The 13,299-nt window shown below is 70.7% G+C and carries 15 protein-coding genes and 1 other RNA gene; 10 read left to right on the top strand and 6 right to left on the bottom strand.

The annotated features are described in order from the left end of the window. Positions 1 to 11: 11 nt before the first annotated feature. From LHA26_RS08590 to pnp, 5 genes are all read left to right on the top strand, one after another. Complete coding sequence (locus LHA26_RS08590; protein ID WP_252165215.1) at positions 12 to 593, top strand: thymidine kinase; 582 nt, start codon at positions 12 to 14, stop codon at positions 591 to 593. After that, positions 583 to 1,131, top strand: coding sequence for a GNAT family N-acetyltransferase (locus LHA26_RS08585; protein ID WP_252165214.1), 549 nt, complete (start codon positions 583 to 585; stop codon positions 1,129 to 1,131). Before LHA26_RS08590 ends, LHA26_RS08585 begins: the two co-directional genes overlap by 11 nt. Positions 1,132 to 1,136: 5 nt before the next feature. Beyond that, on the top strand, positions 1,137 to 2,039 hold the full coding sequence (truB, locus tag LHA26_RS08580; RefSeq protein WP_252168331.1) for a tRNA pseudouridine(55) synthase TruB: 903 nt from the start codon (positions 1,137 to 1,139) through the stop codon (positions 2,037 to 2,039). A gap of 15 nt (positions 2,040 to 2,054) precedes the next feature. After that, positions 2,055 to 2,324 (top strand): 30S ribosomal protein S15, encoded by a 270-nt coding sequence (gene rpsO / locus LHA26_RS08575; protein ID WP_252165213.1) that lies wholly within the window; start codon positions 2,055 to 2,057, stop codon positions 2,322 to 2,324. Positions 2,325 to 2,512: 188 nt separating this feature from the next. After that, positions 2,513 to 4,840 carry a polyribonucleotide nucleotidyltransferase gene (gene pnp / locus LHA26_RS08570; RefSeq protein WP_252165212.1) on the top strand — a complete coding sequence of 776 codons (2,328 nt, stop codon included), beginning with the start codon at positions 2,513 to 2,515 and terminating at the stop codon, positions 4,838 to 4,840. Between the two features lie 138 nt (positions 4,841 to 4,978). Here pnp and LHA26_RS08565 read toward each other — a convergent pair whose 3' ends face one another. The 3 genes from LHA26_RS08565 to mscL all read right to left on the bottom strand — a co-directional run bounded on the left by LHA26_RS08565 (position 4,979) and on the right by mscL (position 6,200). Further along, complete coding sequence (locus tag LHA26_RS08565) at positions 4,979 to 5,272, bottom strand: hypothetical protein (protein ID WP_252165211.1); 294 nt, start codon at positions 5,270 to 5,272, stop codon at positions 4,979 to 4,981. 103 nt (positions 5,273 to 5,375) lie between these two features. Next, positions 5,376 to 5,721, bottom strand: a transfer-messenger RNA (tmRNA) gene (ssrA, locus tag LHA26_RS08560). A 29-nt stretch (positions 5,722 to 5,750) separates the two neighbouring features. Next, the gene (gene mscL, locus LHA26_RS08555; protein ID WP_252165210.1) at positions 5,751 to 6,200 is read right to left on the bottom strand and encodes a large conductance mechanosensitive channel protein MscL; all 450 of its coding nucleotides are present in this window, start codon (positions 6,198 to 6,200) and stop codon (positions 5,751 to 5,753) included. 122 nt (positions 6,201 to 6,322) lie between these two features. Between mscL and LHA26_RS08550 the strand changes: the two genes are divergently transcribed. Genes LHA26_RS08550 through LHA26_RS08535 form a run of 4 tightly spaced genes read left to right on the top strand, consistent with a single transcriptional unit; the run spans position 6,323 to position 8,988 of the window. Continuing rightward, on the top strand, positions 6,323 to 6,910 hold the full coding sequence (locus tag LHA26_RS08550) for a LemA family protein (protein WP_252165209.1): 588 nt from the start codon (positions 6,323 to 6,325) through the stop codon (positions 6,908 to 6,910). Between the two features lie 5 nt (positions 6,911 to 6,915). Further along, positions 6,916 to 7,791, top strand: coding sequence for a TPM domain-containing protein (locus LHA26_RS08545; protein ID WP_252165208.1), 876 nt, complete (start codon positions 6,916 to 6,918; stop codon positions 7,789 to 7,791). Between the two features lies 1 nt (position 7,792). Then, complete coding sequence (locus tag LHA26_RS08540) at positions 7,793 to 8,458, top strand: TPM domain-containing protein (protein ID WP_252165207.1); 666 nt, start codon at positions 7,793 to 7,795, stop codon at positions 8,456 to 8,458. Further along, the gene (locus LHA26_RS08535; protein ID WP_252165206.1) at positions 8,455 to 8,988 is read left to right on the top strand and encodes an NUDIX hydrolase; all 534 of its coding nucleotides are present in this window, start codon (positions 8,455 to 8,457) and stop codon (positions 8,986 to 8,988) included. Before LHA26_RS08540 ends, LHA26_RS08535 begins: the two co-directional genes overlap by 4 nt. 18 nt (positions 8,989 to 9,006) lie before the next feature. Here LHA26_RS08535 and LHA26_RS08530 read toward each other — a convergent pair whose 3' ends face one another. From LHA26_RS08530 to LHA26_RS08520, 3 genes are all read right to left on the bottom strand, one after another. Next, on the bottom strand, positions 9,007 to 9,312 hold the full coding sequence (locus LHA26_RS08530; protein WP_252165205.1) for an ETC complex I subunit: 306 nt from the start codon (positions 9,310 to 9,312) through the stop codon (positions 9,007 to 9,009). A 90-nt stretch (positions 9,313 to 9,402) separates the two neighbouring features. Further along, positions 9,403 to 11,889 carry an ATP-dependent helicase HrpB gene (gene hrpB / locus LHA26_RS08525; protein ID WP_252165204.1) on the bottom strand — a complete coding sequence of 829 codons (2,487 nt, stop codon included), beginning with the start codon at positions 11,887 to 11,889 and terminating at the stop codon, positions 9,403 to 9,405. A 2-nt stretch (positions 11,890 to 11,891) separates the two neighbouring features. Further along, positions 11,892 to 12,911, bottom strand: coding sequence for a polyprenyl synthetase family protein (locus LHA26_RS08520; protein WP_252165203.1), 1,020 nt, complete (start codon positions 12,909 to 12,911; stop codon positions 11,892 to 11,894). A 97-nt stretch (positions 12,912 to 13,008) separates the two neighbouring features. Here LHA26_RS08520 and LHA26_RS08515 point away from each other — a divergent pair, with 97 nt between their 5' ends. Beyond that, the gene (locus LHA26_RS08515; protein ID WP_252165202.1) at positions 13,009 to 13,293 is read left to right on the top strand and encodes a chorismate mutase; all 285 of its coding nucleotides are present in this window, start codon (positions 13,009 to 13,011) and stop codon (positions 13,291 to 13,293) included. Positions 13,294 to 13,299 lie beyond the last annotated feature (6 nt).

The following is a 13,299-nucleotide window of genomic DNA, read 5'->3' as shown; positions in this document are numbered from 1 at the left end:
GCGAGGCGGCGATGGCCAAGCTCTATTTCTACTACGCCTCGATGAATGCGGGCAAATCCACCCTGCTGCTGCAGGCGGACTTCAACTATCGCGAGCGCGGCATGCGCACGCTCCTGTTCACCGCGGGCGTGCATGATCGCGCCGGGCGCGGGCGCATCGATTCGCGGATCGGGCTGGAGGCGGACGCCACGCCCTTCGACGCGGACACCGATATCCATGCGCTGGTCGCCGCCAGCCATGGCCGCGCCCGCGTGGATTGCGTGCTGGTCGACGAGGCGCAATTCCTCAGCCACGCCCAGGTGCTCGGACTCGCCCGCATCTGCGACGAGCTGGGCGTGCCGGTGCTGTGCTACGGCCTGCGCACCGATTTCCGCGCCTGCTTGTTCGAGGGCTCGGCGGCGCTGCTCGGGCTCGCGGACTCGTTGCAGGAGATCAAGGCCGTGTGCGCCTGCGGCGCCAAGGCGACGATGAACCTGCGCGTCGATGGCGCCGGACGCGCCGTGACCAGCGGCGCGCAGACCGAGATCGGCGGCAATGACCGCTATGTGGCGCTGTGCCGCCGCCATTACATGGAGCAGATGCGTGGCTGCTGATCCCGACGGCCTCTACCAGCCCTTTGGCGACGACCAGTGCCGGCTCGTGCCGCTGACGGCGGCGCACGGCCCGGCGCTGGCGGCTCTGTGCGCGACCGAGGCGGAGGATTTCTGGCCGATCTTCCCGCGTCATTACGGCCCCGGCCATTTCGAGGCGAGCTTCGCCGCCGCGCTTGCCGATGCCGCGCGGCGCGGCTTCGCGCTGTTCGCCGAAGGCACGCCGGTGGGCATGTCGGGCTATCTCAATCTCGATCCGGCGCAGGAGACGCTGGAGATCGGCGGCACCTTCCTCGCCCCCGCCGCGCGCGGGACGGGCCTGAACCGCCGCTTCAAGACGCTGCTGATCGACCGCGCGCTGGATCACGGCTTCCGCCGCATCGAGTTTCGCATCGATGCGCGCAACCGGCGCAGCCAGGCGGCGGTGGCGCGGCTCGGGGCCGTGCACGAGGGCACGCTGCGCCGCCAGCGGCGGATCTGGACGGGCTTTGTGCGCGACACCCAGATCTGGTCGATCCTCGCCGAGGAGTGGCGGCCGTGACCGCGCTGCACGGCTGGCTCATCCTCGACAAGCCGATCGGCCCCGGCTCGACCGACATGGTGAGCGCCACCAAGCGCGCGCTCCGCGCCGGCGGCTATGCCAAGGTGAAGGTCGGCCATGGCGGGACGCTCGATCCGCTCGCCTCGGGCGTGCTGCCGATCGCGCTGGGCGAGGCGACCAAATTGTCCGGCCGGATGCTCGATGCGGACAAGGCCTATGCCTTCACCCTCGCCTTCGGCACCGAGACGAGCACGCTCGACGCCGAGGGCGCGGTGGTGGCGGAAAGCCCGGTGCGGCCGAGCGGCGCGGCGCTGCTGGCGGTGCTGCCACGCTTCACCGGCCCGATCGCGCAGGTGCCCCCCGCCTATTCCGCGCTCAAGCTCGAGGGCCGGCGCGCCTATGATCTCGCCCGCGCCGGCGAGACGGTGACGCTGGCGCCGCGCGCCGTCACCATCCACGCGCTGACGGTGGCGGACGAGGCGGCGCTCGCCGCGATGCCCGCGCTGGAATCGGTGACGCTGCACGCGCATGTCTCCAAGGGCACCTATATCCGCAGCCTCGCGCGCGACATCGCGCAGGCGCTCGGCACGGTCGGCCATGTCACGCTGTTGCGGCGGACCAAGGCCGGCCCGTTCACGCTCGAGGGCGCGATTTCACTGGACATGCTGGGCGATCTCGGGCAGGGGCGCGCGCTTGAACAGGCACTCCTGTCCTTGGCGGCGGGGCTGGACGACATCCCGGCTCTACCCGTCAGCCCCGATCAGGCAGGGGCGCTCCGCCAGGGGCGTCGGGTGATCGGGCAAGCGGTTCCACCCGGGCCCTATCTGGCGACCGACAACGCCGTTCCGGTCGCGCTCGTCCAGTCGGACGGGATGGGTTTGCAGGTGGTCCGCGGCTTCAACCTCTGATATGAAAGGAATACGATGTCGATCACCGCGGAGCGCAAGCAGGCGCTGATTGAAGACAATGCGCGCACCAATGGCGACACCGGCTCGCCCGAGGTCCAGGTCGCGATCCTCACCGAGCGGATCGCCAATCTGACCGAGCATTTCAAGAGCCACGCCAAGGACAATCACAGCCGCCGCGGCCTGCTCATGCTGGTGAACAAGCGCCGCTCGCTGCTCGACTATCTCAAGAAGACGGACGTGCAGCGCTACGCCGACCTGATCAGCAAGCTGGGTCTGCGCAAATAATCACCAGGGGCGCCCTTCGGCGCCCCTTTTTCTAGGCGCCGCCTGCAATAGCGGGCGGCCGAGGCAAGGGGCGCCGGGCAATTCGGCCCGCCGCCCGGGGACGCGACACATAGTCCCGCACCGCGCCGGCCGGACAGCCGGCAGATGAGGCCCCGGCCGCATAGGGCGGCCGGAGTGAAGGAACCGGAATGTTTGATACGAAGAAGGTGGAGATCGAGTGGGGCGGCGCCAAGCTGACCCTCGAGACGGGCCGCGTTGCCCGCCAGGCCGATGGCGCGGTGCTCGCGACGCTCGGCGAGACGGTGGTGCTGTGCGCGGTCACGGCCGCCAAGTCGGTGAAGGAGGGGCAGGATTTCTTCCCCCTCACCGTCCACTACCAGGAGAAGTATTTCGCCAGCGGGCGCATCCCCGGCGGCTTCTTCAAGCGCGAGCGCGGCGCGACCGAGAAGGAGACGCTCGTCTCCCGCCTGATCGACCGCCCCATCCGCCCCCTGTTCCCGGAGGGCTTTTACAACGAGATCAACGTCATCGCTCAGGTGCTGAGCTATGATGGCGAGAATGAGCCGGATCTGCTGGCGATGATCGCCGCCTCGGCCGCGCTCACGCTTTCGGGCGTGCCCTTCATGGGCCCGATCGGCGCCGCGCGCATCGGCTATCAGGACGGCGAGTATATCCTCAACCCGACCGACGCCGAGGTCGCCGCCGGGTCGCTCGATCTGGTCGTCGCCGCCACGCAGGACGCGGTGATGATGGTCGAGTCGGAAGCCAAGGAGCTGTCCGAAGAGGTGATGCTCGGCGCGGTGATGTTCGCGCACGAGGAAAGCCGCAAGGTGATCGACGCGATCATCGATCTCGCCGAGCAGGCCGCCAAGGATCCGTGGGAGCTGCCCGCCGCCGATGACGGCGCCAAGCTGAAGGCCGAGCTGAAGAAGCTGGTCGGCAAGGAGATCACCGCCGCCTACAAGCTGGTCGACAAGTCGGCCCGCTCGGCGGCGCTGGCGGAGGCGCGCGCCAAGGCCAAGGCCGCCATGGCCGATCGCACGCCGCAGGAGCAGATGGTCGCCATCAAGGGCGTCAAGAAGCTCGAGGCCGAGATCGTCCGCACCGCCATCCTCAAGGACGGCCGCCGGATCGACGGGCGCGACACCAAGACGGTGCGCCCGATCGAGGCGATGGCGCATTTCCTGCCGCGCGCCCATGGCTCCGCGCTGTTCACGCGCGGCGAGACCCAGACCATCGCCACCTGCACGCTGGGCACTAAGGACAGCGAGCAGATGATCGATGGCCTGACCGGCCTGCGCTACGAGCATTTCATGCTCCACTATAACTTCCCGCCCTATTCGGTGGGCGAGGTCGGTCGCTTCGGCGCGCCGGGCCGTCGCGAGGTGGGGCATGGCAAGCTCGCCTGGCGCGCGCTGCACGCGGTGCTGCCGAGCAAGGAGGAATTCCCCTACACCATCCGTCTGACCTCGGACATCACCGAGTCCAACGGCTCCTCCTCGATGGCCACGGTGTGCGGCGGCAGCCTTGCGCTGATGGACGCGGGCGTGCCGATCAAGCGGCCGGTCTCGGGCATCGCCATGGGCCTGATCCTGGAAGGCAAGGACTTCGCCGTCCTGTCCGACATTCTCGGCGACGAGGATCATCTCGGCGACATGGACTTCAAGGTGGCGGGCACGTCCGAGGGCATCACCAGCCTGCAGATGGACATCAAGATCGCCGGCATCACCGAGGAGATCATGAAGGTCGCGCTCGCCCAGGCGAAGGAGGGCCGCGCGCATATCCTCGGCGAGATGGCCAAGGCGCTGGATCATACCCGCACCGAGCTTTCGGCCCATGCGCCGCGCATCGAGACCATCTCCATCCCCAAGGAGAAAATCCGCGACGTGATCGGCACCGGCGGCAAGGTGATCCGCGAGATCGTCGCCACCACCGGCGCCAAGGTCGATATCGACGATGACGGCACGGTGAAGATCTCCTCGTCCGACGTCAGCCAGATCGAGGCGGCGCGCGAGTGGATCATCGGCCTCACCGCCGAGCCCGAGGTCGGCAAGATCTATACCGGCAAGGTCGTCAATCTCGTCGATTTCGGCGCCTTCGTGAACTTCATGGGGGGCCGCGACGGGCTGGTGCACGTCTCGGAGATCAAGAATGAGCGGGTCGAGAAGGTCGCCGACGCGCTGACCGAGGGCCAGAGCGTCAAGGTCAAGGTTCTCGAGATCGATCCGCGCGGCAAGGTGCGCCTGTCGATGCGCGTCGTCGATCAGGAGACCGGCGAGGAACTGCCCGACACGCGCCCGGCGCGTGAGCCGCGCGAGCCGCGCGGCGATCGTGGCGATCGCGGCCCCCGCCGCGACGGTGGCGATCGGGGCGATCGCGGTCCGCGCCGCGACGGCGATCGGGATCGCGGTCCGCGCCGCGAGGGCCGCGGCCCGCGCCGCGAGCGCAGCGAAGGCGGCGAAGAGGGCCCCGCGCCCGATTTCGCCCCCGCCTTCCTCACCCGCGACGACGATTGATCGCGCCCGACCGGGCCGATCGACCGAAGGACAGAAAGGGGCTCGCCGGTTCGCCGGCGGGCCCTTTTTCATGCGGCCCGCGCGGCGAGGCGCCCGGCGGTGGACGATCAGGATGGTTTCGGCGCGCCGGCGCGGCCCTCAACGCGGGGGCGCGGCCGCGTCCCCGCCGACGCCCGCGTTGCTCGCGCGGTCGCCCTGGCCCTTGCTGGGGCTGCGCCCCTCCAGCCCCTTCTGTCGATCGCGCCCCTCTTCGCGCAGCGCGTCGGCCTGCGCCTTGTAGATGGTCTTGGCGACGGCGGTGGGCTGGACCTGGGCCTGCGCCTCCACGGCATCGGCCTTGTTGTCATAGGCGGCGCGCACGCGATCGCCTTCGGTGCGTTGTTGGCAGGCGGGCAGGAGCAGCAGCGGCACGAGCAGGGCGACACGCATCATCAGGCTCCCCATGGATAGCAAGGGAAAGCCCGGGGCGCCGCTAGGTTCCTGCCGGACGGTGGAAGTGCCGGGGGTTCTGTTGCCCGGCCCCCCGGCGGCCGCTGGATTCCGCTTCTGTTGCCCGGTGCGGACCGAACCGCGCTATGGTTGTGGTAACGTCACCCGTGAGGGTTCAGTTACGCGGCCAGAGCGAGCGCCTCGTTGTCGTTGGCACTTGTGGATTTGATCGGTTTAACGGCTCAATCAGGCCGGACGAAAACACCGCCTTTGAACACACGTCGATCCTGGTTCGGCCCCGTCAGAAGCCTCTCTGAAAGCGAGGCTTGTGGTGGAGCCGCCGGGTACTGCCCCCGGGTCCGCTGCGTCTATTACACGGCATCATTTATCGTCATAGCCGGCCGAGGCCGGCACGGAGGGATATAGGCCGGGCGGCGGCGGCGCGCAAGCCGGCGCCACCGCCATGCGCCGGCGCCGCGCGTCAGCCGCGCTGGCGCAGGCTGTCGCGGATCTCGCGGAGCAGTACCACCTCGGCGCTGTCCGGCGCGGGGGCGGCGGGTGTCTTGGCCTGTTCCTGCGCATGGAAGGACAGCGCCTTGTTCACGCCGCGCACCAGCAGGAAGATGATGAAGGCCACGATGACGAAATTGACGATCTGGGTGACGAAGGCGCCATAGCCGAGCAGCGGCACGCCCGCCTTTTTGAGCGCGGCATAATCGACCAACGATCCGCTATAGTCCGCCGGCACCGGCCCCAGCCGCAGGAAATAGCCCGAAAAATCGAGGCCACCGCACAGCTTGCCGATGATCGGCATCAGCACGTCGTCGGTCAGCGAGGTGACGATCTTGTTGAACGCCGCGCCGATGATGACGGCGACCGCGAGATCCAGAACATTGCCCCTCATTATGAAGGCCTTGAAGTCTTTCAGCATCCCCTGCACTCCTTGCTACGGCTTGCGCCAGATTAGGAGTTGGCACCGAGCGGGCAAGCGGTCATTGCCTAGGCGTCACGGCTTGGGCTAATCCACTCCCTGGTCTTCAGGGAGCCTCTTCGATGCCGCTTCGTCCCCTTCCCCTGCTCGCGCCCCTGGCCGCGCTGTCGCTGGCCGGGTGCGGCGTCAACACCATTCCCGCCGCCGATGAGACAGTGAAGGCGAAATGGGCCGATGTGCAGAGCCAGTATCAGCGCCGCGCCGATCTCGTGCCCAATCTGGTGGCGACGGTGAAAGGCTATGCGACGCACGAACAGGCGACGCTGACCGGGGTCACCGAGGCGCGTGCGCGCGCCACCTCCGTCACGCTGCGCGCCGACGATCTCAGCGATCCCGCCAAGATGCGCGCCTTCCAGGACGCGCAGAACAGCCTTTCGGGCGCACTCGGCCGGCTGCTTTCCGTGAAGGAAGCCTATCCCGATCTGAAGGCGGATCAGCAATTCCTCGCGCTGCAGAGCCAACTCGAGGGCACCGAGAACCGCATCAATGTCGCGCGGCAGGATTATAACGAGGCGGTGCGCCAGTATAACACGCTGATCCGCACCTTCCCGACCGCGCTCACCGCCAAGATCGTCTACGGCGCCACGCCCAAGACGCCCTATGAGGCGACCAGCCCGGGGGCCGATCAGGCGCCCAAGGTCAGCTTCTGACCGCCATGGCGCCGGGCCGCGCCCCCGCGTTCCGGCCCGCCCGGGCTACGTCGCTGGTCCTGCTGGCGCTGCTCGGCTGGCTGATGCTCGTGCCGGCGGCGCGGGCGCAGAGCTTTCCGGCCTTCACGGGCCTGGTGGTGGACGCGGCGCATGTGCTGCCCCCGGACCGCGCGGCGGCGCTGGAGGCCAAGCTCCAGGCCTTGCAGAAGGCGACCAGCCGCCAGCTCGTCGTCGCCACCGTGCCCAGCCTCGAGGGGCGCGACATCCAGGATTATGGCTATCGCCTAGGCCGCGCCTGGCAGGTGGGGCTCAAGGGCGCGGACAATGGCGTGATCCTGCTCGTCGCGCCCAATGAGCGGCGTGTCGGCATCGAGACCGGCTATGGCGTCGAGGGCGTGGTCACCGATGCCTATTCCAAGGTCCTTATCGAAAGCCGCATCCTTCCCGCCTTCAAGGCGGGCGACATGGCGGGCGGCATCGAGGCCGGCGCCGATGCGCTGATCCAGCTGCTCAGCCTGCCCGACGATCAGGCGCGCGCCCGGCAGGACGCAGCGGTGGCGGCGTGGAACAAGGAGCATGCGCGGCGTCCCGATGCCGGCGGCGCGCCCTGGGGGCTGATCCTGTGGCTGATCGTGATCGGCGTGGTGCTCGCCGCGCGCTTCGCGCGCTCCAGCGGCCGGCGCTACGATGATGGCGGCCTGGGCGTGCTGCTCTGGGGCGCGGACATTGCCGCGCACATGATGAGCCGAGGCGATGGCGGCTGGCGCGACGGCGGCGCGGGCGGCGGCCATGACGATGGCGGCGGCGGCTGGACCGGCGGCGGCTTCACCGGCGGCGGCGGCGGCTCCTTTGGCGGCGGCGGCGCATCGGGGAGCTGGTGACATGCTGAGCATCGAGGACCGCATCCGCGTCGCCGAGGCGGTGACCGCCGCCGAGCGCGCCAGCGACGGCGAGATCGTCACCATCCTCGCCCCCGAATCGGACAGCTACCACGATGTGGTGCTGCACTGGACGCTGCTGCTGATGCTGCTGGGCCTGGCGCTGATCGCGGCCTTCCCGCAGCCGCTGATCCGCGCCGTGGAGCCGGTGGCGGCGGGCTGGGGGCCGCTCGGCCCCGGCGCGCTGGTGGCCACGCTGATCGTGGTCGAAGGGCTGCTCTTCCTGTGCGGCCGCTATCTCTTCTGCCGCCCCGCCTGGAAGCGGGCGCTCACCCCGAGCGCCACCAAGACGCGCCGGGTGCGGCGGCGGGCGCTGCTGCTGTTCCGCGTCGCCGCCGAGAACCGCACGCGCGCGCGCACCGGCGTGCTGCTCTATTTGTCGCTGGCCGAGCGGCGGGCGGAGATCGTGGCCGATCGCGCCATCGCCAGCCGCGTCGCGCCCGAAACCTGGGGCGCGGCGATGGCGGCGCTGATCGCGGCGGTGCGGGATGGCAGGCCGGCCGATGGCATGGTAGCGGCGGTGGAGCGGATCGGCACCGTGCTCGCCGAGCATTTTCCGCGCTCGCCCGACGATATCAACGAGCTACCCGACAGGCTGATTCTGCTATGAGCGATCCCGATCTCACCGCCCCGCCCGCGATCCAGTGGCAGGGGCGCTTCCTCGTCGCCATGACGCGCGGCAAATGGGAATATGTCGGCCGCACGCGCGGCATCCACGCCGCCGTGCTGCTGGCGGTGGAAGACGGTCATGTGCTGCTGGTGGAGCAGTTCCGCGCGCCGCTGCAGCGCCCGGTGCTGGAATTGCCGGCGGGTCTGGTGGGCGACGGCGCCGAGGATGAGGCGGTGCTCGCCGCCGCCGCGCGCGAGCTGGAGGAGGAAACCGGCTATCGCCCCGCGCGCGTGGAGGCGCTGGGCGAGTTCGCCTCCTCCTCGGGCATGTCCTCGGAAATCTTCACCCTGGTCCGCTGCTCGGACCTCACCAAGGTGGGCGAGGGCGGCGGCATCGACGATGAGGCCATCACCGTGCATCGCGTGCCGCTGGCCGAGGTGCCGGCCTTCGTCGCCGCGCGCCGCGCCGCGGGCGTGGCGGTGGATGCCAAGATGCTCACGCTGCTCGGCACCGGGCTGCTGGCGGGCTGATCCCCCGCCCGCCGCCGCTCAATCGCCGGCGGGGACGATCGGGCCGACCGAGAAATTGTCGGCATAGGCCTGGAGCTGCGGCTTGCGCGCATGATCGGGCAGCACGCTATAGGCGATGCCATAGCGTTCGGCATAGCGGCGCGCCGCCTCCAGGCTGTCGAAGCCGAGCCGGACCTGCTGATCCATATCGCCCGATCCCGACCAGCCCATCAGCGGATCGGCATGTTTGGCCTCGGACGGCTCGAACTCGAGCGTCCATTGGCCGACGCGGCGCTTGCCCGACTGCATGGTGCTCTTGATCCGCTGATAGATGCGCGCGGCCATGTGTAACCCTCCGATGATCGCGATCCGTTGCCGCAGCGGTGAAGCGGCCGTCAAGGGCCGAGTTCGGCCGGGGCGGCGGAAAGCGCCGGCTCAGCCGCGCGATCGGCCCCGCGCATCCGCCTTCTTGGTGCGTAGCGTGGGATCGGCGGCGGCCGGATCCTCGGGCCAGGGATGGCGCGGATAGCGGCCGCGCATCTCTTTCGCCACCGCCGCCCAGCTGCCCGCCCAGAAGCCCGGCAGATCGCGCGTCGTCTGGATCGGACGACCCGCCGGCGAGGTGAGCGACAGGATCAGCGGCACCCGACCCTCGGCGATGCTGGGATGGACCGACAGGCCGAACAGCGCCTGCGGGCGGCATTCCACGGTCGGGCCGCCCTCCGCCGCATAGTCGATCGCGGCGCTCGCGCCCGCGGGCGTCACCAGCCGGTCGGGCGCGAGCCGATCGAGCAGCCGCCGGCCATCCCAGCCGAGCAGCGCGTCGATCGCGTCGGTGAGCGCGCCCGGATCGATCTGGTCGAGCCGGCGGCGGCCCTCCAGCAGCGGCGGCAGCCATGCGTCGAGCCGCGCGGCGAGCCCCTCGTCGGAGAGATCGGGGAGCGCCGCCGCGTCCAGCCCCGCCTGGCGCGCGAAGCCGGCGCGCAGCCGCAGCCTCTGCGCCGCCTCCGGCCAGGGCAGCCGCGCCACGCCCTCGCTCCGCACGCCCTCGAGCAGCGCCCCCGCGATGGCCGCCTTGTCGGGCCGATCGTCCGCGCCGCCGCCAAGCCGCAGCGCGCCGAGCCGCCGCTCGCGCGTGGCGATCACCCCGCCGGTGGCGCGGTCGAACCGCACGCTCCGCGCCTCGACGATGCGATCGGCGTACAGGCTCTCGATCGCGCCGCGATCGATCGCGGCGGCCGAGAGGATGCGCGCGCCCGCCGCGCTGCCCTGGGTCTCGGCGATCGCCAGCCATTCGGCGCGGGCGAGCGGGCTGAGCGGATCGAGCCGGAAGCCGCGACCGCCCGCCGAGGCCCAGTGCACGCCATCGCCATCCCGGCGTCGCGCCAGCCGATCGGGATAGGCGAGCGCCACGCAGCGGGCCACCGCGTCCGCAAGATCGGCTCCCGGAGCCGGCGCGGCGTCGACCAGCCGCGCCCAGCGCCGCGCCAGGCCGCGCGCCGCCTCCGCGCGGCGGCCGCGTTCGCCGCGCCACCGCTCCAGCCGCAGCGCGAGATCCGCCGAATCGCCGCCCAGCCCGCGCTCGCCGAGCAGCACCGCGACCTCCGCCGCCACCGCTCCGAGCCCAAGGCCGGCGGCGGCGGCAAGCATGTGCCCGAGTCGCGGCGGCAGCGGCAGCGCGGCGATGCGGCGGCCATGCGCGGTCGGCCGGCCATCGCCGTCGAGCGCGCCGAGCGCCGTCAGCCGCGCCCGCGCCTCGGCCAGCGCGGCGGCGGGCGGCGGATCGAGCCAGCGCAGCGTGGCGGGATCGCCCACCCCCCAGAGCGCGCAGTCCAGCAGCAGGCCGGACAGATCGGCCTCGAGTATCTCGGGCGGATCAAAGGGCGGCAGCCCCGCCTGCGCCGCCGCTTCCCACAGCCGGTAGACGGTGCCCGGCCCCTGGCGCGCGGCACGGCCGGCGCGCTGGGTGGCGGTGGCCTGGCTCACCCGCTCGGTGGAGAGGCGCGTCACGCCGGCGGCGCGATCATAGCGGGGGCGCCGCGCGAGCCCCGAATCGACCACGAGGCGGATGCCATCGAGGGTGAGGCTCGTCTCGGCGATGCTGGTGGCGAGCACGAGCTTGCGCCGGCCCGCCGGGGCAGGGGCGATGGCGGCGCGCTGCTCGGCGGGATCGAGGCTGCCGTGCAGCCGGTGCACCACCACATCGGGCGGCAGCGGCGCCAGCCGCTCGGCGGTGCGCTCGATCTCCGCAACGCCGGGCAGGAAGGCGAGCACGCCCCCCTCGGCCTCGCCGAGCGCGCGGCGACAGGCCGCCGCCACCGCCGCCTCGATCCGCATCTCCGAGTCGCGGCCGATATGGTGGATCGTCAGCGGATGGCTGCGCCCCGCGCTTTCCACCACGGGCGTTCCGGCGCCGAGCAGCGCGGCGAAGCGGCCGCCGTCGAGCGTCGCGGACATGGCGAGGATGCGCAGATCGGGGATCAGCGCGGCCTGGGCATCGAGCGCCAGCGCCAGGCCGAAATCGCTGTCGAGGCTGCGCTCATGCACCTCGTCGAACAGCACGGCCGAAACCCCCGCCAGCTCGGGATCGGCCTGGATACGGTTGCGGAAAATGCCTTCGGTCAGCACCGTCACGCGGGTCGCGGCGGATCGCTTGCTATCCAGCCGCGTGGCATAGCCGAAGGTGCGGCCCACCGGCTCGCCCGCCAGCTCGGCCATGCGCTCGGCGGCGGCGCGGGCGGCGAGGCGGCGGGGCGAGAGCAGCAGGATCTCGCCCGTGCACCAAGGCTCGTCGAGCAGCGCGGGGGCGACGGCGGTGGTCTTGCCCGCGCCGGGCGGCGCGATCAGCACCAGCCGCGACATGGTTCGCAGCGTCGCGCGCAGATCCGGCAGCACCGCCGCGATCGGCAGCCCGGCCGTCATGATCAATAGGCGCGCGCGACCGCGAAGGCGACCGCCTCGACCAGCGCCGCCTTGGCGCGGCCATCGGGGAAGCGGCCCAGCGCATCCACCGCGCGGCGCCCATAATGGCGCGCGCGGGCCACCGTATCCTGCACCGCGCCGGTCCGTTCCAGCAGTTTGCGGGCATGATCGAGATCGGCGTCGCTGGTGCGATGCCCTTCCATCGCATCCTTCCAGAAGCGGCGATCGCTTTCGTCGCCGCGCGCATAGGCGAGGATCACCGGCAGCGTCACCTTGCCGTCGCGGAAATCGTCGCCGGCATCCTTGCCCATCACCGCCTGGTCCGAGGCATAGTCGATCGCATCGTCGACGAGCTGGAAGGCGATGCCGAGATTGCGGCCATAGGCATCGAGCGCCAGCTCGTCCGCCTCGTCGCGCTCCGCCACCACCGCCGCGATCCGGCAGGCGGCGGCGAAGAGCGCCGCCGTCTTGGCATCGATGATATGGAGATAGCGCTGCTCGTCGGTCTCGATCCGGCGCTGGGCGGTGAGCTGGGCCACCTCGCCCTCCGAGATCACGGCCGAGGCGTTGGAGAGGATGCGCAGAACGCGCAGCGAGCCATCCTCCACCATCAGCTCGAACGAGCGGCTGAACAGAAAATCGCCCACCAGCACCGTCGCCGGATTGCCCCAGATGACGTTGGCGGTGCGGCGGCCGCGGCGCATGCCGGATCCGTCCACCACATCGTCATGCAGCAGCGTGGCGGTGTGGATGAACTCCACCGTCGCGGCCAGCTTGTGGTGGCGCGTGCCCTGGTAGCCGAGCAGCGCCGCCGAGGCGAGCGTCAGCATCGGGCGCATCCGCTTGCCGCCGCCGGCGATGAGATGGCCGGCAAGCTCGGGAATGAGCGGCACCTCGCTCTTCATCCGGTCGAGAATCACGCGGTTGACGAGGTTCATGTCGGCCGCGACCAGCGCCACCAGCGGATCGAGCGAGGGATCGGGCCGGTTCTGCCCGGGCAGGGGATGAACGGTTGCGGTCATGTCGCCGGGTGCTGTGGCGATTGCGGCGGCCGATGGCAAGGGTTGCCAGCCACCCGACACGCCGCGATGAAGGCGACAGCGGTGGACGGAGGGCAGAATGGACGAGCAATTGCGCAGCTATCGCCAGAGCATCGACAATATCGATGCCGCGCTGGTGTCGATGCTGGCGGAGCGGTTCAAGATCACCCAGGCGGTGGGGCGCTACAAGGCCGAGGCCGGCTTGCCTCCGGCCGATCCCGGCCGCGAGGCGGCGCAGATCGAGCGGCTGCGCGGGCTGGCCGAGGCCGCCAATCTCGATCCCGCCTTCGCCGAGAAATTTCTGCGCTTCATCATCGATGAGGTGATCCGCCACCATGAACGGGTGCGCGAACCGTCCGCCTGATGCCGG

The sequence above is a fragment of the Sphingomonas morindae genome (genome assembly GCF_023822065.1).
GTDB lineage: Bacteria > Pseudomonadota > Alphaproteobacteria > Sphingomonadales > Sphingomonadaceae > Solisphingomonas > Solisphingomonas morindae.
This window is presented reverse-complemented; position numbering and strand designations above follow the sequence as displayed.